Source organism: Psychroserpens sp. Hel_I_66, from assembly GCF_000799465.1.
Classification (GTDB): domain Bacteria; phylum Bacteroidota; class Bacteroidia; order Flavobacteriales; family Flavobacteriaceae; genus Psychroserpens.
This window is the reverse complement of the sequence record NZ_JUGU01000001.1, coordinates 524341-549241: the sequence shown is the minus strand read 5'-3', so window position 1 is coordinate 549241 and position 24901 is coordinate 524341. Positions and strand designations below refer to the sequence as shown.

Here is a 24901-nt window from a genome sequence, read left to right as displayed (position 1 = left end):
GTTGCAGATTAACATAATTAAAAGTTTTTCTTCGGAAAGGTGCTCTTAAAAAAAACCGTTATTAATTTTTAAATTTTTTCCGGTTCTTCGGAAATTGAACATGACCAAAATACTCCTACTTTCAGACACTCACAGTTATATAGATGATGACATATTAAAATACGTTAAAAAAGCCGATGAAGTTTGGCATGCTGGAGATATTGGAACTCTCGAAGTTACAGATGCCATAAAAAACCTAAAACCACTTCGTGCAGTTTATGGTAATATTGATGACGCAAAAGTTAGACTCGAATTTCCAGAGAATAATAGATTTGTTTGCGAGGATGTTTCGGTATTTATGACGCATATTGGAGGTTACCCACCAAAATACAATATGAGAACTCGGGATTTGATTAAGGAGAATCCGCCAAGACTATTCATTTGCGGTCACTCGCACATCTTAAAAGTAATACCAGACAAACGTTATAATCTTATCCACATGAATCCTGGTGCGGTTGGCAAGCATGGATTTCACAAAGTGAGAACGATGCTTCGCTTTACAATTGATGGTCCAAAAATTGAAAACCTTGAAGTTATAGAATTTCCGAAGCGATATTAGTTGTGTTTTATGTTTTTCCGAAGAAAATCCCTTTTATGATTTCTAATGGAAGAATACGATAAAATTGATGCACCAAACCCAATAAATATTGCCCATAATACTGAAATAGACTCAAACTGATAAAGCGATAAGCTAAGAGCTAAACCTGCAAGTAGTGAGATTGCTAAATGTTGAAAACTATATTTTGAAAGATCCCTTTTCATAAATTTTTACGATTATTCATTAAGTAAATGTAGCGTATTTTACGATTGGTTTTCTATATATTTTTATATTCAAAAAAGATTTAGGTATACTATTCTTCCGAAGAAAAAAGAAAAAGAAAAAGAAAAAAAAACTTAAAGCAACTTTTTTATATCCTATTATTTCAATAAAAAAACCCAAGATCTTCACCCTGGGTTTACGCACTAAAAAAATTAAGATAATAGGTTTTTATCGTAATCGATCAACAGATTTTACGAGATCTTCATCCTTTTTTATGGCCTTGTTAGCTAAAACCAACAACACGATAGATAAAATAGGTATGAATATTCCAACACCTTTCTCTGAAATGTTACTTTCTCCAGGTGGCATTAGTAATTGATACACAAAAAATCCTAATAAAATAAAGTTTAATATGATGTTAAGTCGTCCCAAAACGAATTGGAACTTCCTATTGTTATAATTAAAAATAGAGATTAAAGATAATAAAGCAGAACCAAAAAATAAGCCTAAATACAAATATTCGTCTGTTGCATAAACTGGTACGTCTTCACTGTTTGTCCATAAGTGAAATACAAATATCAATCCTGCAGAGACTGCTGCAGATAGTAATAGGTATATGGTTTGTATGCGTTGTATCATTTATAATTATCTATAACCAGGCACAAAATTAATAGTTTCTTTTTAAAAGAAGTATTAAATTATTAAAAATAAAATTGTATTATTGCATTAACGTTCTGTTACAATCAGAGTAACAGATTTTTAAATCTTCAGATTTTTTTCAAATTTTTCCCATTGATCAATTTTCATAATAGTGAAAAGTGAGAACTAAATCCATTTCAAAGAATAAAATTAATTAGTATACATAATAGATGTTCGAAATTTCCGAATTAAAAGCAAAAAAGCTTCCTGAACTTCAGGATATAGCTCAAAAATTAAATGTACCAAAATACCGTACTTTAAAAAAACTAGATCTAGTTTACCAAATACTGGATTTCCAGGCAGCAAATCCAGAAGTGGTCAAAAAAGAAGTTGCAAAAGACGCTCCAAAAGAAGCTCCAAAAGAGCAGACAAAGAAGCCTGCACCTCAAAGAAAGCCAAGAGCTCGTGTTGAAAAGAAAAAAGACGACAACTCTTCACAACAAAAAATTGAGCTGGATGATAAAACAGATAATAATAAGTCTGATAATACTAACAACAGCAAGAATAATACTGATAAAAGCGATAACAAATCGCCTAAGTCAAACTCTAACGACAAAAAAGATTCTAGAGCTAAAACTCCAAGAAACAATAACCAGAGCAACGATAAGCGTTCTAACAATTCTAATGACAATAAACCAAATCCACGTCAAAAGAATAACGATAACAAAAAACAAAATAACCCACGCTCTAAAGAGACTAACGGGAACCAACACAAGAATAATGGTAACAAAGACACACGTAACCGTTATAGAGAACCAGATTTTGAGTTTGATGCAATTATTGAGAGTGAAGGTGTTTTAGACATCATGCAGGATGGATATGGGTTTTTACGCTCATCTGATTATAATTACCTATCCTCTCCAGATGATATATATGTTTCTCAATCACAAATTCGTTTATTTGGTTTAAAAACCGGAGACACTGTACTTGGCCATGTGAGACCTCCTAAAGAGGGCGAAAAATATTTCCCTTTAATTAAAGTGAGCAAAATAAATGGTCAAAAGCCAGAAGTCGTAAGAGATAGAGTTTCTTTTGAACACTTAACACCTTTATTTCCGCAGGAAAAATTCAATATTGCAGAAAAACAAAGTACGATTTCAACGCGAATTATGGATTTGTTTTCTCCTATTGGAAAAGGACAACGTGGTATGATCGTTTCCCAACCAAAGACCGGTAAGACGATGTTATTAAAGGATGTGGCAAATGCGATTGCAGCTAACCACCCTGAAGTATATCAAATGATCTTATTAATTGATGAACGTCCAGAAGAGGTTACAGACATGCAACGTAACGTTCGTGGAGAAGTCATTGCTTCTACGTTTGACAAAGAAGCACATGAGCACGTTAAAATTGCTAATATTGTTTTAGAAAAAGCAAAACGTCTTGTAGAATGTGGACATGATGTAGTCATCTTATTAGATTCTATTACGCGACTGGCGAGAGCATATAATACCGTTCAGCCTGCTTCTGGTAAAATATTAAGTGGTGGTGTTGATGCTAATGCCCTTCACAAGCCAAAACGTTTTTTTGGAGCTGCACGTAATATTGAAAATGGAGGTTCATTGACAATTATAGCTACCGCACTTACAGAGACTGGATCAAAAATGGACGAAGTGATCTTTGAGGAATTCAAAGGAACAGGTAATATGGAACTTCAATTGGATCGTAAAATCTCTAACCGTAGAATTTTTCCTGCTATCGACCTTACCTCTTCAAGCACACGTCGTGATGATATACTGCTTGACGAAACAACAATACAAAGAATGTGGGTAATGCGTAAGTATCTTGCAGATATGAATCCTGTAGAAGCTATGGAGTTTATTAACGATAGATTTAAGCAAACAAGAAATAACGAAGAGTTTTTAGTCTCAATGAATGGATAGATTAATTCTTTCTTGAAATATAAAAAGCTCTCAATATATATTGAGAGCTTTTTTTTGTTTAGTATTTTCTTTTCTTCTGAAAGCAATAAAAAAGCTCTTCATTTATGAAGAGCTTCTTTATAATAATTTTAAGAATCTATTTAGCTTAACGTAGCAACATGCTTAGCTAAACTTGATTTTAAATTAGCAGCCTTATTATCATGAATGATATTATTCTTAGCTAATTTATCAATCATAGAAAAAACTGAAGGCAAAAACTCGCTTGCTTCTTTTGATTTTTCCATATCACGTAGTCTCTTGATAGCACCACGAGTTGTTTTGTGTTGGTATCTGTTACGTAAACGTTTAGATTCGTTACTTCTTATTCTTTTTAAAGCTGACTTATGATTTGCCATTGTTTTGTTTTCTTATTAAAAAATTGTAGCCCGTAGGGGAATCGAACCCCTCTTACATGGATGAAAACCATGCGTCCTAGCCGATAGACGAACGGGCCATTTGATTAAATTCATTAGTAATTTAATAATTTAAACTACTTTTCAAATGAACACACAATTACTCATTGCGGATGCAAAAATACAACTATTTTTAAATGTTGCAAGACCTTGATAAACTTTTTTGAAAAAAAATTAATATGCCTTGGCAAACAACACTCTATTTGAAGATGGATTTCCAGTAAACACGCACTTTCCAGCTTCCTTTTTAACATTCATAGGAATACATCTAATTGTCGCTTTTGTTATTTCCTTTATTTTTTGTTCTGTTTCTGCTGTACCATCCCAATGTGCAGAAATAAATCCGGTTTTGGTTTCTAAAATGGTTTTAAATATTTCAAAATCATCAACTTCGGTAATATGATTATTTCTAAAACTTAGCGCTTTCTCAAATAATTCTTTTTGAATTGTTTTTAAAAGGCCATCTATAGTTTTGGTCAAATCTGCCATATCAACAACTTCTTTACTCAAAGTATCACGTCTTGCTAATTCTACAGTTTGATTTTCAAGATCTCTTTGTCCAATAGCTATCCTTAGGGGCACACCTTGCAATTCATGTTGTGCAAATTTTGCTCCAGGCCTATGTGTTGTTCTAGCATCCAACTTACAACTTATGCCCAATGCTTTTAAATCTTTAATTATTGAATTAGCTTTTTCTGTTATTAGTTCAAGTTGATCGTCAGTTTTGTAAATAGGCACAATCACAACTTGAGAAGGTGCTAAATTTGGCGGTAATACTAATCCTTTATCATCACTATGAGTCATAATCAAAGCTCCCATTAATCTTGTCGATACACCCCAAGAGGTTGCCCAAACATAATCGAGTTTACCTTCGTTATTCGTAAATTTTACATCAAAAGCTTTGGCAAAATTTTGCCCTAAAAAATGAGATGTACCAGCTTGTAATGCTTTACCATCTTGCATTAAGGCCTCAATACAGTAGGTTTCTATAGCTCCAGCAAATCTTTCGCTTTCTGTTTTCACGCCTTTAATTACTGGAATTGCCATAAAATTTTCGGCAAATTCAGCATAAACATCGTTCATTTGCTCTGCTTCAACTAGAGCTTCTGCTTTAGTTGCATGAGCGGTATGACCTTCTTGCCATAAAAATTCCGCAGTACGCAAAAATAACCTTGTTCTCATTTCCCAACGCACTACATTAGCCCATTGGTTAATTAAAATTGGTAAATCTCTATAACTTTGGATCCAACCTTTGTATGTGTTCCAAATTATAGCTTCGCTTGTTGGTCTTACAACAAGTTCTTCTTCTAATTTAGCTTCTGGATCTACACGAAGTTTACCTGGATTATCTGGATCGTTCTGTAATCTATAATGAGTAACAACTGCACATTCCTTTGCAAAGCCTTCAGCATTTTTTTCTTCAGCTTCAAACAAACTTTTAGGGACAAAAAGTGGAAAGTAGGCATTCTGGTGACCAGTTTCTTTGAACATTCTATCTAATTCAGCTTGCATTTTTTCCCAGATTGCATAACCGTAAGGTTTTATGACCATACACCCTCTAACAGCGGAATTCTCTGCTAAATCGGCTTTTACGACTAGTTCATTATACCATTTTGAATAGTCTTCAGCTCTACTTGTAAGATTTTTACTCATTTTCAGTGTTTTGGCACAAAATTTGTGATTATGTTAAATAAAAAAATAGTTCAACAAAACTAACTATTTTTGTAATGTTCAACAATAAAAATCAATAGATATGCAATTAATCAATTACATACAGAAAAAATTTCCATTTTTTGTTGCACTAAGCTTTACGTTCTTGTTAGCTTCTTGTGGTTCATACCAATATGTTGGCTATGATAATGATGGTATTTACAGCGATAATCAAGAAGTTGTCGTTTATGAAGAAGCAAGAACAATTCCTGTAGAAGACCAAAGCGTTTATAAAGATTATTTTACTCAAAAATCTTTACAATACAGTGATATTCCGCAGGACGGAACCGCTATTTTTACAGATATAGACTCTTATGAAGGAGATTATTCCGATGATAACATTAATCAAGATGCTCAAACTGGTAACGCTGGTTGGGGTCAATCTAATGAGAATGTAGTCATAAATGTTTACGATAACGGATGGAATAATCCTTATTGGGGATTTGGTTATGGTTATGGATGGAATAGACCTTGGGGCTTTAACAATTTTGGATGGAATAATCCTTACGGATATAATTGGGGATGGAATAATTTTGGCTGGAATACTGGCTTTGGTTACGGATGGAACAATTGGGGCTGGAACGCAGGTTTTGGTTATGGTTGGAATAATAATTTTTGGTGCCCACCATATTATAGAAATAATTTTTATGGAGGAGGCAACATTGCTTACAATTATGGAAGAAGAGGTTCTAACACATCTAATTTAAATAGAAATGGTAATTATAATAGACGTGGTTCTAATTCAAATGTATCTAGAAGATCTTCAACATCATTTAGAAATAATACCTCTTTTAGATCAAGAAGTTCTAATTCTTCAATAAGACCTAGATCGTCTACACCAAGAAATTCTAATTCTTCGGTAAGACCTAGATCATCTAACCCTAGGAGTACAAATTCTTCGGTAAGACCAAGAAGAAGTAATCCTAGATCTACACCAAGAGCATCTTCACCTAGAAGAAGTAATAGTTCTCCATCTGTAAGAAGTTCTGGAGGAGGTTCAAGTAGATCTTCTGGATCTTCTCGTTCATCTGGTAGAGGTGGTTCTGGAAGAAGAGGTTAATACATAATTATTAAGTTCACAAATTTTAAAATTTCAATATGAAAAAATTAACTATACTAGTCATAGGTGTACTATCTATGTCTAATATTATGGCTCAGGATATATCTGATGCTTTAAGATATTCGCAAGAAGAAATACAAGGTTCTGCTCGTTTTAGAGCCTTGAGTGGAGCTTTTGGAGCTCTGGGTGGAGACATGTCTGCTGTAAGTGTAAATCCAGCAGGCTCTGCTGTATTCACAAGAAGTCATGCTTCCATTTCACTCTCCAGTCTCAACGTAGATAATGAAATATCTTTTTTTAATGGTAGAAGCAATTCTTCAGATTCAAAGATAGATTTACACCAAGCAGGAGCAGCATTTGTTTTCCAAAGTACTGATGAGAGTTCTTCTTGGAAAAAATTCGTACTAAGTGTTGCTTATGATAAAACTGGAAACTTTGATGACCAATGGTTTGCTTCTGGAACTAATACAAACTCAATTGATAGTTATTTCCTAGAGTATGCTCAAGGTAGACGACTCGATCAAATCTCGGCTTTTCCCGATGAAACCTTATCAGATGCTTATGCAGAAATAGGATCATTCTATGGCTTCGGAAATCAACAAGCCTTCTTAGGTTATGAATCTTTCATATTAGAACCAGGTGCTAATACAGACGAGAACACATTATATACTTCTAACATTGCATCAGGCACATTCAATCAACGATATGATTATGTTGCTACTGGTTATAATGGGAAATTTAGTTTTAACGCAGCTACACAATATGGAGATAAATTATATTTAGGTGTGAATTTAAATACACACTTTATTAATTATGAAAGATTTACATATTTAAACGAATCTAATTCCAATGAAGGATCATTAGTAACAAAGGTTGGCTTCGAAAATAATCTTCTGACAACAGGAAACGGATTCTCCTTTCAATTAGGTGCAATTTTAAAGGTCACAAATGAGTTAAGAGCTGGTTTCACTTATAATTCACCAACATGGTACACAATCACCGAGGAAACATCTCAAAGTATCTCAACATTGGCCTCAGATGAAGACGGATCTTTCAATGTTGATATTTTCCCAAACACAATTAATATTTTTCCTAACTATAATTTACAATCTCCAGGAAAAGTTACAGGAAGTTTAGCATACGTGTTTGGAGAGCAAGGATTAATAAGTTTCGATTATTCTAGAAAAGACTACACCAAAACAAAATTCAAACCAACGTCAGATGCTTTTTTCGCTTCGCAAAATGATATTATGAATGAACTATTCAAAACTTCAAACAGCTATAGATTTGGCGGTGAGTACAAAATCAAACAATTTAGCTTAAGAGGCGGTTATAGATTTGAAGAAAGCCCTTATGAAGATGATTCATTCTATGGAGACCTAACTGGTTATTCTTTAGGTATAGGTTATAATTTCGGAAATACGAAACTCGACCTAACTTATGATACTGCAGAAAGAACTGTTAACAATCAATTATACTCCGTAGGTCTAACTCAAGCAGCAACACTTGACACTAATAATTCTAATATAACGTTAACATTAGGATTTAACTTATAATATTTTTTTATACTGAAATGTGCCAGACTAAAACTCTGGCATTTTTTTTATCATAACGTCTTATTTCTTGTTTTTGAAAAAAATCTCAAATTATAATTCAAAAAATAAAGTTGCATTCTTTAAAGCTCACTTAGTTTGTAATATATTCTTAGCTACACCTCAAATACATTCATTTATCAATTTCAAGTTAAAATATTAAAGCTTCCATTTATAATATAATCTAACCTGAAATGACCAAGTCGATTTAAATTCTTCTTATTAATCATTACATTATTGCTCATTAGATCCAAGCATAATAAGATTTTAAGTAAAACAACGATAGAATTTATTTTACATCATATGGTTATAAACTCCAAAACGAATTATCCAAAACATTATAAACAAAAAGGCTACAATTAAATTGTAGCCTTTTAAATATTAATTTTAAGTTTATTTTTACCTCTTGAGGGTAAAATGGGCTTTAAATTCTTTACGTTCACCGGTGCTCGGCTCGTTGTACTCCACCACGAACCAATAGTCGCTGGTCGGCATCTGGTTACCGTTATAGGTACCGTTCCAACCTGCTCCCGTCGGGCTGAGCTGCTTGAGCAACTTTCCGTATCTGTCAAATATATAAATTTTTGCGCTTGGTTGGCTATTTATCGCACTAATGTTCCATGTATCGTTGTAACCGTCACCGTTAGGCGTGAAGAACTTAGGGTAGTCCATCACGATCACCTCGTCACTGGCCTCACCGCAACCGTTCCTGTCCCTTGCGGTCACAATGTGCTCTCCAAGGGATACGTCCACGAACGTACTCTGGTCCTGCCATGGGCCACCGTCCAGGCTGTACTCGTACTCTCCCGGTCCATCCACCGTGACCTCTATCACGTGGCTGTCCGCAAAGGCATCCGTCACCACGACCGCTGTCACCGTCGGCGGTGCGCTCTCGATCACTTCTGTTATATCGCTGCCAACGCACATCGTTTCCGCTGAGCTTGTCGCATCGGTAACGTTTACAGTGTAGGTCCCTCCTTCGCTAGGCATATAACTGCCTTGGGTCGCTCCTGCTATCGGTGCTCCGTTGAACAACCACTCAAAGGTATAGGTTGGCGTGCTCAGACCTGTGTCTAATAATAATGGGTTTAAAACCTCTGTACCGTTAAGGTCAACACATAAAATATAACTCTCCTGCAAGTCAAATACCGGTAACGGGTTCACTTGTAGCGTCAACGATGCGACTTCATAACAGATCGAAGTATCCATTCCCGCTGCATCCGGTGTGTCATTGTCCACCCTTGCCCAGATGACCTGTGGATTGACAATGTTCTCGTAAAGGAACGGTAATGGGCTCACCCCTAGCTCAGCATCCGTCTCACTTGCATAATAGCTCACGGTATAGTTTGCTGGGTCCTGACCGTCCAGGATCTCACCGTTCTGCACGGTAAGGTCGAACTGTGCACTGTTGTTGGTCGGGTCGTTGTCCGCGTCCATCTCATCGTCACAGATCTCGTACAGTATCGCCTCCATATCGCTGTTGGCCTCCGCTGCCTCCTGTACCTCTATGTTGAAGCTTGGTGTGCTTATCGAGCATCCGGTATCGTTGTTGGTGATCGCCACGAAGATCTGCTGTGGGTTGGTGACGTTCGTATATGGGCTCACAAGGGCGTTCATTAGATCGTCCGCATCCTCTTGGCTCACGTGATAGGTCACCGTGAACAGTGATGGGTCCTGACCGTTGAGCACCTCGCCATCCTTCATCGTAAGGTCAAAGTCGTAGAAACCGTCGTTGTTGAGCTCACAGGCGATAAAATCGGTGACAGCTACCACGTCCGGCAATGGGTTGACGATGATCGTAAAGTCGACTACCGTGTAGCACTGCGTGATGTCATTGGTCACCCTTACGTAAATGACCTGTGGTGTAACGGTGTTCGTGTACATCGTTGGGTCCGCTATGGCGCCGATGCCATCCTCGGCGTCCTCTAGGCTCTCATGGTAGGTAGGCGTGACCCCGGTCTCGCCATTAAGTATCAACAGCTCGTCAGTGGTCAGGTCGAACACTTCTTCCATGTCCCCTGGGTTGGTATCGTCACAGAGTACCAGGTCAGGGATGGTCTCGGTAGGTGTTGGGTTTGGCAGCACCCTTATGGTGAGCGTCACCTGGTCCGTACATCCGGTATCCGTATCGGTGACCACCACATAAAGGGTCTGTGGGTTGGCTGGTGCTGTGCCAACTGCTGTATTGGTATAGGCTTCTGCGTCAACTGCGTTTTCCTGTGTATCGGCATCGGCCTGCGTCTCATAGTAGCTTACGCTCCAGCTAGCCTCGCCACCTGTGATCTCGTTGTCCTTTACCGTAAGGTCGAACACAGTGACCTCATCGTCGATCTCATCGTCGCATAACTGTAATGGTGCCGGCTGTACCGCCACAGGTGGCAGCTCTACCCTGATCTCAAACTGTCCCGTATCCACGCAGCCATTGGTGCTGCTCAACAACCTTACGTAGATGGTCTGTGGGTTACTGGTATTGGTATAGTTGCCAACATTGGCTATCGGGCTTGCTCCCGACTGTGCGTTTGCCAGCGTGACGTGGTAGGTCAACGTGACATCGGTCTGTGTACCCAGAATTTCATCGTTCTTGGTGGTCAGGTCGAACTGTGCGATCCCGTCCGCATTGGTATCACAGATCACATAGTCGTCTATGGTGATCGGTACCTCTGGGGATTCCAGCACACGGATCGTCAACGTTTCCGAAGCATTGTAGCAACCGGTCTCCGTATTGGTGAGCCTGATGTAGATGGTCTGCTGGTCGATCACGATGTTCGTGTAAGGGCTTGACAGTGGGTTGTCCCCCATGTTGGCGTCCTCAAGTGTCTCGTGGTAGGTCACCGCGGTGTCCAGCTCTCCCCCTATGATCTCCAGGGTGCGCTCTTCCAGGTCGAAGCTCGCGAAGCCATCGTTGTCGCTGTCGCATTCCTCAAGGTCCGTTGGCGCCGTAGGTGATGGGATCGGGTTGACCCTTAATAATATTGTCGCCGTGGTGCTTACCGAGCATCCCGTGACGTCGTCGGTCGCCACCACGAAGATCGTCTGTGGGTTCTCGATGTTCGTATATGGGCTGGTGACCGGGTCGGTCTGCGTGTCCGCGTCCAGCTGTGTCTCGTAATAGGTGAGGCTGATGCCTGTCTGCCCGTCCAGGATCTCGTCGCTGGCGTCCTCTAGGGTAAACACTTCAATCTCGTCGCCAGGGTTGTTGTCGTCACAGAGCTCCAATGGTGCCGGTTGTACCAGTACCGGTAGTGCATTGACGATCAGTTCCAAGGTGGTGAGCTTATAGCAGCCCGTTGTGCTGTCCTCAACGCGTACCCAAAGGATCTGGTTGAACGCTATGGTATTGGTATAGTTGGCCGGGTTTATTATTGGATTAACTGGTTCCATTGCACTGGCTTCCGAAGTATAGAAACTTACCGTATATAGCGTTGGGTCTGCCAGGTTCTGGAGGATCTCGTCCTCCTTACTGGTCAGGTCAAACTGTGCGATGCCATCAGCGGACAGGTCGTCACAGACCTCAAGTGCGGTCGGTGCCGCGCCCAGTTGCGGTGTCGGGTTGACCACGAGCACGAGCTCAACGATCGTGGCGCAGTCGGTCGCTATTGTTGCGCTCTCCACACGGACGTACACCGTCTGCATGTTCTCCACGATGTTGTTATATGGGCTATCCAATGGATTGACACCGTTGTTGGCATCTGCCATGGTCTCGTGGTAGGTCACCGTTAGGCTAGGGTCGCCTCCGGTCACCTCGTTGGTCTTGCTCTCTAGATCGAAGACACCGAATCCGTCACTGTCCGGATCGCAGTACTCCAAGGGCAGTGGCGTGTTCGCGATAGGAGCCTGCTCAACCACTAGCTCGAGAGTAGTGGTGTCGTAACAGCCTGTGTTGATGTCCTGGACCCTTACATATACTATCTGTCCGTTGGACGTATTTGTGTACGGGATCGGTAACGGATCTACGTTGTCATCTGCATCCTCCTGGGTAAGGTGGTAGCTTACGGAGTAGTCCGAATCGTTGTTCGTGATCTCAGTGTTCTTTATCGTAAGGTCGATGCTCGTGATCCCATCAGGCGTACCGTCGTCGCAAACTTCTAAGGCGGTGGGTGCAACAATTATTGGTTGAGAATATGATGTTACTGATTGTGTTGACGTTGTTGGACAGGTTCCGTTATCTGTTGTATAATCAACACTATAGACAGCATCAAATGGACCTCCTGAAATTGTTCCACTTGCAGCATCTATAATTGCACCGTTTCCTGGATCTGGATTGAAAGTAAAAGTACCTCCTGCTAAACCAGTAACTGTTGCTGTTGCTCCATCACAAGTTGGGGTAAGAATGAAACTGGAATTATCTTCTTCAAAAACAGTTACAGTTTGTGTTACTGAGTCTGGGCAGTTTCCAGATGTTGTGTATGTTACCGAATAAGTAATTCCTGATCCACCGTTTGTAATCTCTCCAGTTGTTGGATCAATTAACGCTCCATCTGATGGAACTGGATTAAAGGTAAAAACACCTCCAATATTTCCAGTGATGTTAACTGTAGCTCCCGAACAATTAGGTGTAAATGTGAACGATGCGTCTTCCGAAGGAAAAACTGTTACCGTTGCGCTTGTTGTTTCTTGGCATGGGCCAGATGTGGTATACTCTACGGTATAAGTTTCACCAGAAACTCCTGATAATAAGCCTGTATTAACGTCTATTGTTGCTCCATCTGTTGGAATTGGATTAAAAGCAAAAGTCCCTCCCGTATCTCCTGTAATAACAGCGGTTGCTCCTTGACAAGTTGACGTTAATGTAAAGCTAGCGTCTTCAAACGGTAAAACTGTTACAGTTTCATTACTTGTTGACGGACAAGCTCCTGTTACGGTATATGTTACTCCATATGTTGCTCCTTGAGTACCATTTGTTATTGTCCCAGTAACTGGATCAATTAAAGCGCCATCTGTTGGGATAGGATCAAATGTAAATATACCTCCATTATCTCCTGTTACTGTAGTTGTTGCTCCATCACAGGTTGGGGTCAAATCAAAGGTCGCATCATTTGATGGCAATACCGTTACTGTTTGCGTTAAACCTGGACTACATGCACTTGCAAATTCATAAAGTATTGTATATGTTGTATTAGAAACTCCTCCTGTCACAGTTCCTGTTGCTGGATCTATTATAGCTCCATCTGTTGGCTGCGGGTCTTCAAATGAAAAAACACCTCCAGCATCTCCCGTAACTGTAGCTATACCTCCATCACAAGTTGGTGTCATTGTGAATGATGTATCGAAAACTTGTCCAACAGTTATTGTTTCAGTATCATCTATAACTACAGTACAAAGGTTTCCTGGCAACGTATATTCTACACCATCAATCCATAATTGACCAGAATCTCTTGTAAATGTTAATGTATTTGTTGATGCACCTGTTGTAAATGTAATTTGTTCTAAAACATCTTCTACACCTGCATTATATGTTAAATTAGCTACACCATCTGAAATTACCATATTACCTGTAACGTTATTTCTTGCCAAACTGATAGTGATATCTGTTCCAACTGGTACGTTATCTTCTAATGTTAAAGTTAACAAAGTTTCTGCAGAAGTAATTCTTGCACAGTTTGTACCATCAGCTACCGTGCCTACAGGATCTATTGGACCAGTTGCATTATCTGGATTAAAACCTCCAATTGCAGTTTGAGCATTACCCACAACATCTGGCGTACCAATAGATGCATCTATTAGATTAAAGATTTGATCAACTGTTGGAGCTGTTACGGTAATTGTCGCATTACCTGTACCATCCAAGACCTCAGTTAAGACTGTACCTCCATTTAATGTATAAGTAATAGTTGCATTTGGTGTTCCCGTTACTTGAAATACAGCATCTTCACCATCACATATTGTAGCTGTAACTGGCGCACTATCTGCTGTTATATCCTCAGCCATATTAATGCAAACTACCTCAGTATATTCACAACCAAAATCGTCTGTCACTCTATAAGTGTAGCAGTGTTCTCCAGCTGTTAATGGTGCTACTGTAATTGTAGAGCCCGTTATATTTGTAATTGAAGGATCTGTATCCCAACCCTCTGAAGTAATAACAGGCGTAAATGACAATTCTGGTGGCTGAATATTTGGATCAAATGTTAATCCCCAAGAAAATATATAACCATTATCGATACTTAAGTTATCAACAATTTCTATACACCAATCACCATTTAAGGGACTTCCCAAAAGCGCATTAAAAGATTCCACTGGTAAATATGTACCAGGTTCCCATGAGTTATTAGGTGGATTTGTTCCCGCAGTTATTGTGTTTGCATTTTGCAATAACGTTGATGCGGACATAGAAAAACAGTAGTCTGCGCCTACTCCAGGCGTATTTGAGGTATCATCATTTGCACCACCAAAATATGTTCCTCCTCCCGCTTGGGTAAATAAATCAGCCTCTTGGCCATTAGGAGAAACAATTCTTATATCTAAATCTCCAGAATAAGAATGTTCCATATTGACACAAATGTCAATTAACTGATTAACATCTGTCAGCACTTGATCTGATTCAAAACAATCTACTGTAATACATGTTGTATATACAGCACCAGAGCCATCTGGTAAAAAAGTAGTTCCACTTACAGGTGGCGTACAATCGTTTGCGAAAAGTGTTGGAGTAACCACACCGTCAATCGTTGTTGTTTCTCCAAAACACAAATCATTATTTGCAGCTCCCGTTCCTGAAAAACTAGGTTCTGTTGCCACTTGAATCACTTGGTTTATTAAATTGGTATTAGAACACCCTAAAGGATCTGAGTCTGTATTGGCATCCCTAATATTTAAATTTACGATGTAAACGCCTGGTGTATCATAAGAAAATGTAGCTGTTTGACCTGCAACAGTATTACCATCTCCTAAATCCCATTCGTAAGTAGCACCTGCACCATCAAACTCAAAGTCTCCACTACCGTTTAAAGTAATTTCCTCATTAGGACATACTCTAATATAACCATCTCCATTTGGAGCAGGTGTTGCGGAGTCCAATTGTGACACAATCGTTTGACAAGGTGTAAAACAAGAAACAGTTGCCGCCCAACCAGTAGTTGTACCAGCAGCGTCTGATGTAAATTGAATCGTTAAACAACCAGAACCGTTATCCTCTGTAGCTGTAACACTTCCTGGGCCTGCAGCTCCATCAAAAGTACCAAATGCTGGAGAAGCCACACTATCACCATTATAAATGGTCATGACATCTGCTCCCAATTGTGTACTAAATACGGTAAAATCTAATGTAACCAATTGGCCTGGTAAATCTGGACATATAGTTAATACCAAATCCTCATTACTGGAATATGCACCTCCAGCTCCTCCAGAATCATAAAATGTTCCTGAGCAGCCTGTAACAGTACCATTTTGCATGATAATATCCTGTGCGAATGTATGAAATGAAATGAATGTAAAAATTATGAGGAATGCCTTTTTCATAGCTTATAGTGTAAATGGATAATTAATCTTTTTTATTTATGCTGAGATTTGATAATAATAAAGTAATTAGTATTATCAACTCGGTACATATGGGTCCCATAAGAATAGTAATTAAACAAATACTTTAATGGGTTGAAATTTTGAGGGTTAAAATTCGTATCTCTTTGTAAGTTAGAAACGTAATAATCCATTAATGGTACCTCAGACAATAATGTACAAGGTTTTTGGTCTCTAACATTTGGGACGTTTTTAATCTCAACTCTATTACGCAGAATATTTTTTACATCCTTTAACCTTTGAGGCTTATCAAGAATATTGTCGTTCGCAGTTTCACCATAAACTTCAGTTATCAAATCCATCTCACTATTTGTTAATGGTGCATCGACATTTGAGTTATAGTTTACAAAATTTTGTTTTCTGGATTGCGAAAACGTTGAAATTGACACTAATAACGTTAGCATCATAATTAAGGGAAACAGTGATTTTGAATTCATTAGTAGTTATTTTTTTTGAGAAGCGGAATTTAAGAAAATTTTAGTAAATAAACTGTTAAATCGGATATCATGTAAAGACATATCGATTATAGGTATAGAACATCTTAAATTAAAAAACTCCTACCCTACATTCATATTTTTTTTATTGCTTATCTTTGCATTTCCTTTTTAGGAAAGAATTGTAATTTTTAAAAAAAAGTAATACTCTTTACTTCGGAATTTAACAAATGAAAATAGAAAAAGACATTCAAAATCATGATGCCATTGGTGATAACCATGTAGGATCATCTTTTGAAACCCCTTTGCGAAATGATGCCTTCAAATTAACATCACCAGAAAAAATAGATATCATTAAAGATGACGTAAGACATATTATGGAAACGTTAGGTCTTGATTTAACCGATGATAGCCTAAAGGGAACTCCTAATAGAGTTGCCAAAATGTTCGTGAATGAAATTTTTGGAGGACTCGATCCTGCTAAAAAACCTAGCGCATCCACCTTTGAGAATAAATATAAATATGGTGAAATGCTCGTAGAGAAAAACATTACCGTTTATTCTACTTGTGAGCACCACTTACTCCCTATTGTTGGTAAAGCACATGTTGCCTATATATCAAATGGTACTGTTGTGGGACTCTCCAAAATGAATCGAATCGTAGATTATTTTGCAAAACGCCCACAAGTACAAGAGCGTTTGACTATTCAAATCGTTAAAGAACTTCAAGATGTTCTCAATACTCAAGATGTTGCTTGCGTTATTGACGCAAAACATTTATGTGTTAATTCAAGAGGCATTAGAGATGTAGATAGCAGCACAGTAACTTCAGAGTTTGGTGGGCAATTTAAAAATAAGGAAACCAAACGTGAGTTTTTAGATTATATCAATTTAGATACTACTTTTTAAGGATTCCAATTTCCGAAGAAGAAATAAAATGTTAGCTTTGACTGCATGAGCACATTTCAGAATAGAAAAAGACCTTTAAAAACCTAGCACTATGCACTTGTACGAGGAGCAAACTATCCAAATTTACAATACCCTTAGCGGAAAAAAAGACACTTTTGAACCTATAGAAAAAGGATATGTAGGCATGTACGTTTGTGGCCCTACAGTATATAGCAATGTACATTTGGGGAATGTGAGAACATTTATGTCATTTGATATGGTGTTTCGTTACTTAAAGCATTTAGGCTATAAAGTGCGGTATGTTAGAAATATTACAGATGCAGGACATTTAGAAAATGACGCAGATGTTGGTGAAGATAAAATTACCAAAAAAGCACGTTTAGAGCAGATTGAACCAATGGAAGTCGTGCAGCGCTACACCGTAGATTTTCACAACACGTTAAACACGTTTAATTTTTTACCGCCAAGTATTGAACCAACTGCTACTGGACATATCATCGAGCAAATTGAACTTATTAAAACCATTATAGATAATGGTTTTGGGTATGTGGTCAATGGATCGGTCTATTTTGATGTTCATAAATTTAATGAAACGAATAACTACGGAATTTTAAGCAAGCGCAAACTCGAAGACCTCATCCACAACACGAGAGCTTTAGATGGGCAGAGTGATAAAAAGAATCCGCAGGATTTTGCACTTTGGAAACGTGCCGAACCGCAACACATCATGCGTTGGCCCTCACCTTGGAGTGATGGTTTCCCAGGTTGGCATTTAGAATGTACTGCAATGAGCACCAAATATTTAGGCGACAATTTTGATATTCATGGTGGCGGAATGGATTTAAAATTCCCGCACCACGAATGTGAAATCGCACAAAGTGAAGCTGCAAAAGGCTTCGCTCCCGTAAATTATTGGATGCACGCCAATATGTTGCAAATGAACGGACAACGTATGTCTAAATCCACTGGTAATATTATCAATCCTGCGGAATTGATTTCCGGTAAAAACGATATCATGTCTAAAGGATTTAGCCCGAGCGTTATTCGATTTTTTAATGCTCAATCCTCTTACCGAAGCGTTTTAGATTTAACCGATGATGGTTTATTGGCGAGTGAAAAAGGGTTTCATAGATTAATGGATGCTGTTCATCTTCTTGACGAACTACATGCTGGTGTAAATTCGACCTATGATATTAAAGCATGGCGTCAAAACTGTTATCATGCGATGAATGACGATTTTAATTCCCCTATTTTAATAGCGCACCTCTTTGAAGCTGCTAAATGGGTCAACCAGATAAAAACTGGCGATGCCTCTTTATCTTCGGAAGATCTAGAACTCCTTAAAAAAACCATGACAGACTTCACATATGATGTTTTAGGGTTAGAAAATTCTGCTAAATCAAATACAGGAACGGAAAAACTTTCTGGTGCTGTGGAGCTTTTAATCCAACTGCGTCAAGAAGCACGTGCCAATAAGGATTTTGCGATGTCAGACAAAATACGTGATGAACTGGCTGCAAAAGGTATTCAATTAAATGATGGTAAGGATGGGACAACGTTTTCTACAAATTAATCATGAAGCGTTTTTTAGTAGCTCCCTTTTTATTCTTGATTAAAGTCTATCAAACCTTGATTTCACCATTAACGCCTGCAAGTTGCAGATTTCAACCTACATGTTCCCAGTACACTAAAGAAGCTTTAGAAAAACATGGATTATGGAAAGGCGGAAGATTGTCCATAATCAGAATTTTTAGTTGTCATCCCTGGGGAAGATCGGGATATGATCCAGTACCTGAGAAGGATGACAACTAAAAATTTGCATGCGCGCCAGCTCGCCTGATCGCTAAAAATGTACACTGTACATTTTCTTTTTCGCTCCAGCGCCTTGAGGAAGATCTGGATACGACCCTGTTCCAGAAAAAGAAGATTAAAACTATCTTAACAACATCTCTAGTTTATTCAATAATAGTATCTTTATCCCTTCAAAATTAAATAGTATGATTGCTCTTGATATGGTTTGGGATCCTTCAAAAGGATTAGATTTAGGATTTTTTACATTACATTATTACAGTGTGATGTGGATTCTTGCCTTTATTATTGGATTGCAAATCATGAAACGCATTTACAAAAACGAGGGTCAAGGAGAAGCGTCTTTAGATTCACTTTTTATTTATGCTGTTATTGGGATTATGCTGGGAGCACGATTGGGTCATGTTATTTTTTACCAACCAGAATTAATCAGAGAAGACTTTTTCAGCATTTTTCTCCCTTTTAAATTTAAAGGCGGATTTGAATTTACAGGTTTTCAAGGTTTGGCCAGTCATGGTGCTGCCATCGCCATGATTATCTCCATGTACATATACAATAAAAAAGTATTACACAAAACGGTACTTTGGATTCTCGATCGCGTAGTAATACCAGTAGCCTCTGGAGCAGTATTTGTGAGATTGGGTAATTTTATAAATTCGGAAATTATTGGTAAGCCAACTGGAAGTGATTTTGGAGTCGTATTTAAAGATTTAGGTGAGAATTTCCCAAGACATCCTGCTCAACTTTACGAAGCGGGAAGTTATATTTTTGTGTTTTTGGCATTATGGTATTTCTACTGGAAAACTAAAAAGAGCGAGCAACAAGGGTTCCTATTTGGATTATTTTTGGTCATGCTTTGGTCTATTAGGTTTTTCGTGGAATTCGTCAAAGAACCTCAAGGCGACGAATATTTCACACTATTTGGTCTAAACACAGGTCAAATGCTAAGTATTCCGTTTGTACTTATCGGTTTATATTTCATGTTTATTTACAAGCCAAAAACGAAATTGAGCTAGAAATGAAACATGCTGCTTTAAGGATTATGATTTGTTTTTTCTTCGGAAGCGTTGCCCTGCAACTCTCGTCATGTAAGGAAGAGCGCAAATCTTCCGAAGTAAAAAAAGTGGAAATCACGTTTAAAAAGGAGGGTGAACTTCAACTTAAAAAAGCGACTACAGATTCTTTATTGGTATCTCTGGATATCGAGATTGCAGATGATGAGTATGCTACCCAAACTGGTTTGATGTACCGCTCAAGTATGAAAAATACGCAAGGCATGCTATTTATTTTTCCAGATACCGATTTTCGCGCATTTTACATGAAGAACACTGAAATCCCTTTGGATATTATTTTTATTGCTGAAGACAAAACCATTGTTAGCATTCAAAAAAATGCGCAACCTATGAACGAAACGTCTCTACCATCTGAAGCTCCCGCAAAATATGTTCTCGAAGTTAATGCTGGTTTGAGTGACAAATGGACTCTACAAAAGGGCGATTTAATTGAATTTAAATCTATAGATTAATTCTCAAATAAAGCATTACTTAAGCGCTTATCTAAATTAAAGCTTAATCCCACTCTGTGAGAACTTACGTTGTTAAGATTTCCGTTATTAAAAGGGATTCCGTAGCCATAAGTAAGATTTGCCCAACCATTTAAACTTATGCCAATTTCTGGAAGAAGTCTAAATTCTGAATTTCCATTCTGAAAATAATTCACTGCAGATAGTCGTATTGAAAATACCGTCACCGAAATTTCATATCCAATTTTTGGCGCTATTGTATGATCTTTACCATCTCTCAAATTGGTTTCAAACCCTAATCTCAATCCTTCAAAACCTATAATTGGAATCTTATCATTTATGGCTGTCACTTCACCAACAGATATGTTAAACTCTAAAAATGTTTCATGCTGAACAATTATTCCTGGTGAGAATAATACATCTTTAAATTTGGTTCTATATTTTTCAGGTTCTGGTTTTTCTCCACTTTGCGCATTCGAAAATGATAATACCAAAACCGAAAGAATTGTAAGTACTATTTTAAGCATGCTAGAAATCTTTACATCTGTAAGATATAAAAATCTTATTGTTATTACTGTTGAACTAAATTTCAAAAACAATAAAATTTCCGAAGAATAAAAGCATAAAAAAACCATTTCCGAAGAAATGGTTTTTATAAAATATGTGAATGGGAATTATTTAATCTCCTCTTCTTTTTTTAAAGGATCAACCCCTTTATTCTTTAACGTATCATACATTAAAGGTGTTGCTATAAATACTGAAGAGTATGTACCAACTACGACACCAACTATCAATGCAAATAATAAACCTCTAAGAGATTCTGCACCAAAAATGAACATTGCCAATAACACCACTAATGTTGTTAATGATGTATTTAAGGTTCTACTCAACGTGCTGTTTATGGCTGCGTTAATGTTTTTTCCACCTTTGAATCCGCCACGTTCTGCAAGTTCCTCTCTAATTCTATCAAATACAACAACGGTATCATTAAGCGAGTAACCAATTACGGTAAGGATTGCTGCGATGAAAGCTTGATCGATTTCCATACTAAATGGCATGAACTTATAAAGTAATGAGAAAATACCCAATACTATAATCACATCATGAAACACTGCTGCTACTGCACCAATTGAGAATTGCCATTTCTTGAAACGGAACAATATATACAAGAACACCACCAATAGCGAGCCTAAGACCGCAAAAAGGGATTCTCTTTTAATATCATCTGCAATTGTTGGACTTACTTTACTGGAAAGCACGATACCTACGTCATCTCTTCCTTCGGAAAAATCTTTGAATGTCTCTCCTGCAGGCAAATAAGATTGCAATCCGTTAAACAACTTAGTTTTTACTTCTTCGTCTGCTTCAACTGAATTTTCATCTACCTTATATTTGGTAGAAATTTTAAGTTGGTTTGGACTACCAATTGTCTTCACCTCAACACTATTGAATACTGAAGTTAAATCTGCAGCAACCTCCTCTGAATTAACTGCTTCCGTAAAACGTACTTGGTATGTTCTACCTCCAACAAAATCAATACCTTGATCTAGTTTATTAGTGAACAAAGAACCTAAACTCACTAATATTAAAATACCAGAAATGATATAAGCAACCTTACGTTTGCTAATAAAGTTAATATTGTTATTCTGGAATAAGTTCTTAGTTATAGATGTAGAGAAATCTAGTTTTTTACCGCTGTTTACATACCAGTCTACTAATAAACGAGTAATAAAAATTGCAGTAAATAAAGAGGTTAGAATACCAATTAATAACGTTGTTGCAAAACCTTTTATAGGTCCTGTTCCAAAAACGAATAATATCAAGGCAGTTAAACCAGTTGTAATATTTGCATCTAAGATTGAAGATAATGCATTTGCAAAACCATCTTTAACCGCTTCTTTTTGCGATTTTCCTTTACCGAGTTCTTCCCTGATCCTCTCAAATATAAGTACGTTCGCATCTACCGACATACCAATGGTTAAAACAATACCAGCTAAACCAGGTAATGTCAATACTGCTCCTAATCCTGATAATACACCGAAAATCAATAAAATGTTTAACAACAAAGCAATATCTGCGAAGACACCTGCTTTACCGTAGTACATAACCATCCAAAGCAATACTAAAGCCAATGCAATTAAAAATGATTTAGAACCACTTTCAATAGCTTCTTGTCCCAATGAAGGTCCAACTTGGTCTGCCTGGATAATTTCAGCTCTTGCAGGTAATTTACCAGCTCTTAAAACGTTAGCTAAATCTTCTGCTTCCTTTACTGTAAAGTTTCCAGAGATTTCAGTATTTCCACCAGAAATTGCTCCACTAGAAGCTGTTGGTGCAGAATATACAATATCATCTAAAACGATTGCAATTTTAGTCCCTTGAGCATTTGCTCTTCCGGTCATTTCTTCCCAAACTTTAGATCCTTTTGCATTCATCTGCATAGACACAGATGGCTTATTTGTTTGCGTATAAGATTGACGAGCATCTGTAACAACACCTCCACTTAATTCTGGTTCGTCATCTCTATTTCCTTTTAATGCATAAACATCAACAGTTTCTAAACCAGTTTCTTCATCTATTACAGGTAAACCAAAAGCAAATTTTGTGTAACGTGCCTCTGCTGGTAAGTTTGCACGTACTTCTGGCATATTTAAGTAAGATGCTAACTTTTCTTTATCCTCTAATTTAATAGCGAAAATACCTTGGCTTCTTACTGGAGCTACTAAATCTCCAATTGGGTTCACAGCAGCTACATCTGTAGAATCTGTTGTTGTATCTCCCAATAAATCATCAACTGTAGAATCGGTATCACCTGTAGCAGTAGAATCTTGAACCTCTGTAGCTTCTTGCGCTTCGTTAACACCAAGTTTGTTTCTTAATGTTTCGTTTGTTAATGCAAAGAAATTACCTAATGATTGTCCATTATCAACATCCCAAAATTGTAATTGTGCGGTTGTTGTAATTAATTCTGTTGCACGCTTAATATCCTTAACACCTGGTAGTTCTACCAATACACGTCCAGAGTTTCCTAAACGCTGAATATTTGGAGACGTGACACCAAACTGGTCAATACGCTTACGCAATACCTCAAAAGCAGACACGATAGACTCATCCACTTTTTCTTCTAATTTACTTCTTACTTCTGAATCTGAATAGTTGATATCTATAATCCCATCCATATCTTTATTAGCAAAAATATCTGGAGATGCTAATTTTTGGTCACCCTTAACTTGTTCCCAAGCTGTAAAAAATGATTCAAGATATGATTCTTGTGCATCTTTCTGGATTTCCTCAGCATCAATAAGCGCTTTGTTAAACGCTGGATCTTTACTGTTGTTTGATAATCCTACCAATATATCCCTTACAGAAATTTGAAGAATTACATTAAGCCCACCTTTAAGGTCAAGACCAAGGTTCATTGCCTTTTCCTTTACTTCTTTACCTGTAAAAGTTGCAATTCCTATATCGTAAGCCTCTACGTTAGCTATAGAGTCTAAATAACGAACTTCAGCCTCATTTACAGCATCTGGTTCATCGAACTTACTTTCTGCATACGTTTCTGCAGCGTTGTCAATTTGGTTGTTTTTGAAGGTAAATGATAATTGGTAAATACTCACCAATCCAAATAACACTGCAAATAACTTTACTAATCCTTTGTTTTGCATTATTTAAATATTTAAGTCAAATTTTAATTCCGTTTCTGTTTTAAAACGACCGCGCAAATATATAATTTACACGTAACCTGACAATTGTTTTTTTTATGTAATATGAAATTTTAAAATGAATAGATAAACAGTGATTTGATACCTATTTCTTCGGAAATGTGCTGAATCTAAACCTGTCATACAACTGACAGCTAACGATTCTTTAAACTGTAGGTCCCGCGCGAACTTCAGGGATTTTATAAGACGTATCATCTATTGCAATAGCAACAGATTTATGTAATTTGTAAGCAACCTTCTCGATACATTCTTTAGTATCAATTTGTATGTTTTCTGTAGCTCCAAATACATGCGGATTAAAGAAACGGTCGTACTCTGCTTTGGTTTCTAATGCCAGTTTACCATCCAGCTCAGAAAGGTCATTACCTTGCTGAATTTCATAAACATCAACATCATAAGTGATTATTTTTTCTTCGGAAGGTGGCTTTGATGATTTGTTTTCGTTAGAAACATAATCCAGATCACAAGCAGTAGATAAGAGTATTTTGATGCTCTCAACATCAGAATTGCTAAAGTATGTTAAACGTAATTGACCATCTTTAAGTGATTGAACTTCAACAGTACTAATACCAGCGATCTCCAACTGTTCCTTAACATTCTCAATTGCATTTTTGGTATCTTGGATCGAGACATTTTCCGAAGAAAACTGAAGTACAATCTCCTGATTAGGCGAAGCTGTTTGCTGTTTGCTCGCAAAGCCACCTAATAAGGTTAGTGTAATTATGAGAATACTAATGTACCATCTCGATTTCATGCGCCAAATATATAAAAAATAAAGAAAGCAGGTTTACAGTTC

General features: G+C 37.5%; 18 protein-coding genes and 1 tRNA gene. 9 read left to right on the top strand and 10 right to left on the bottom strand.

From position 1 onward, the window contains the following. The first annotated feature begins 100 nt into the window (after positions 1–100). Positions 101–598, top strand: coding sequence for a metallophosphoesterase family protein (locus tag GQ40_RS02565; RefSeq protein ID WP_047545477.1), 498 nt, complete (start codon positions 101–103; stop codon positions 596–598). Here GQ40_RS02565 and GQ40_RS17530 read toward each other — a convergent pair. Next, on the bottom strand, positions 595–801 hold the full coding sequence (locus tag GQ40_RS17530; protein WP_156115502.1) for a hypothetical protein: 207 nt from the start codon (positions 799–801) through the stop codon (positions 595–597). The two genes, GQ40_RS02565 and GQ40_RS17530, sit on opposite strands and share 4 nt — an antisense overlap. 226 nt (positions 802–1027) lie before the next feature. After that, on the bottom strand, positions 1028–1438 hold the full coding sequence (locus GQ40_RS02560; RefSeq protein ID WP_047545475.1) for a DUF4293 domain-containing protein: 411 nt from the start codon (positions 1436–1438) through the stop codon (positions 1028–1030). Between the two features lie 230 nt (positions 1439–1668). On the opposite strand from GQ40_RS02560, the gene rho reads away from it, so the two are divergent. Continuing rightward, positions 1669–3381, top strand: coding sequence for a transcription termination factor Rho (gene rho, locus GQ40_RS02555; RefSeq protein WP_047545474.1), 1713 nt, complete (start codon positions 1669–1671; stop codon positions 3379–3381). 140 nt (positions 3382–3521) lie between these two features. Here rho and rpsT read toward each other — a convergent pair whose 3' ends face one another. The 3 genes from rpsT to proS all read right to left on the bottom strand — a co-directional run bounded on the left by rpsT (position 3522) and on the right by proS (position 5486). Next, entirely contained in the window at positions 3522–3776 is a 255-nt protein-coding gene (rpsT, locus tag GQ40_RS02550) for a 30S ribosomal protein S20 (RefSeq protein WP_047545472.1), read from the bottom strand. Between the two features lie 26 nt (positions 3777–3802). Next, positions 3803–3874, bottom strand: a tRNA-Glu gene (locus GQ40_RS02545). Positions 3875–4007: 133 nt separating this feature from the next. After that, positions 4008–5486 (bottom strand): proline--tRNA ligase, encoded by a 1479-nt coding sequence (proS, locus tag GQ40_RS02540; protein ID WP_047545470.1) that lies wholly within the window; start codon positions 5484–5486, stop codon positions 4008–4010. A gap of 100 nt (positions 5487–5586) precedes the next feature. Between proS and GQ40_RS16995 the strand changes: the two genes are divergently transcribed. Together GQ40_RS16995 and GQ40_RS02530 are read left to right on the top strand one after the other, a co-directional pair. Continuing rightward, positions 5587–6603 (top strand): hypothetical protein, encoded by a 1017-nt coding sequence (locus GQ40_RS16995; protein ID WP_052184121.1) that lies wholly within the window; start codon positions 5587–5589, stop codon positions 6601–6603. Between the two features lie 38 nt (positions 6604–6641). Beyond that, positions 6642–8159: an OmpP1/FadL family transporter gene (locus GQ40_RS02530; protein WP_047545468.1), complete on the top strand. Its 1518-nt coding sequence runs from the start codon at positions 6642–6644 to the stop codon at positions 8157–8159. A gap of 435 nt (positions 8160–8594) precedes the next feature. Here GQ40_RS02530 and GQ40_RS02525 read toward each other — a convergent pair whose 3' ends face one another. Together GQ40_RS02525 and GQ40_RS02520 are read right to left on the bottom strand one after the other, a co-directional pair. Beyond that, positions 8595–15653, bottom strand: coding sequence for a T9SS type B sorting domain-containing protein (locus GQ40_RS02525; protein WP_047545466.1), 7059 nt, complete (start codon positions 15651–15653; stop codon positions 8595–8597). Positions 15654–15685: 32 nt separating this feature from the next. Further along, complete coding sequence (locus tag GQ40_RS02520; protein ID WP_047545464.1) at positions 15686–16147, bottom strand: hypothetical protein; 462 nt, start codon at positions 16145–16147, stop codon at positions 15686–15688. 227 nt (positions 16148–16374) lie between these two features. Between GQ40_RS02520 and folE the strand changes: the two genes are divergently transcribed. The 5 genes from folE (at position 16375) to GQ40_RS02500 (ending at position 20386) form a co-directional block, all read left to right on the top strand. Further along, positions 16375–17052 (top strand): GTP cyclohydrolase I FolE, encoded by a 678-nt coding sequence (gene folE, locus GQ40_RS02515; RefSeq protein WP_047545462.1) that lies wholly within the window; start codon positions 16375–16377, stop codon positions 17050–17052. 91 nt (positions 17053–17143) lie between these two features. Then, the gene (gene cysS, locus GQ40_RS02510) at positions 17144–18625 is read left to right on the top strand and encodes a cysteine--tRNA ligase (protein WP_047545460.1); all 1482 of its coding nucleotides are present in this window, start codon (positions 17144–17146) and stop codon (positions 18623–18625) included. Positions 18626–18627: 2 nt separating this feature from the next. After that, positions 18628–18864, top strand: a complete 237-nt coding sequence (gene yidD, locus GQ40_RS17380; protein ID WP_081990163.1) for a membrane protein insertion efficiency factor YidD — start codon at positions 18628–18630, stop codon at positions 18862–18864. Between the two features lie 185 nt (positions 18865–19049). After that, positions 19050–19877 (top strand): prolipoprotein diacylglyceryl transferase, encoded by an 828-nt coding sequence (lgt, locus tag GQ40_RS02505; protein ID WP_047545458.1) that lies wholly within the window; start codon positions 19050–19052, stop codon positions 19875–19877. Between the two features lie 2 nt (positions 19878–19879). Beyond that, positions 19880–20386, top strand: coding sequence for a DUF192 domain-containing protein (locus tag GQ40_RS02500; RefSeq protein ID WP_047545455.1), 507 nt, complete (start codon positions 19880–19882; stop codon positions 20384–20386). Here the strand turns inward: GQ40_RS02500 and GQ40_RS02495 are convergent. From GQ40_RS02495 to GQ40_RS02485, 3 genes are all read right to left on the bottom strand, one after another. Continuing rightward, positions 20383–20910: a hypothetical protein gene (locus tag GQ40_RS02495; protein WP_156115501.1), complete on the bottom strand. Its 528-nt coding sequence runs from the start codon at positions 20908–20910 to the stop codon at positions 20383–20385. The genes GQ40_RS02500 and GQ40_RS02495 overlap by 4 nt on opposite strands. Before the next feature lie 147 nt (positions 20911–21057). Further along, positions 21058–24048 (bottom strand): protein translocase subunit SecDF, encoded by a 2991-nt coding sequence (secDF, locus tag GQ40_RS02490; protein WP_047545450.1) that lies wholly within the window; start codon positions 24046–24048, stop codon positions 21058–21060. A 202-nt stretch (positions 24049–24250) separates the two neighbouring features. Next, complete coding sequence (locus GQ40_RS02485; protein ID WP_047545448.1) at positions 24251–24859, bottom strand: hypothetical protein; 609 nt, start codon at positions 24857–24859, stop codon at positions 24251–24253. Between the last annotated feature and the right edge of the window lie 42 nt (positions 24860–24901).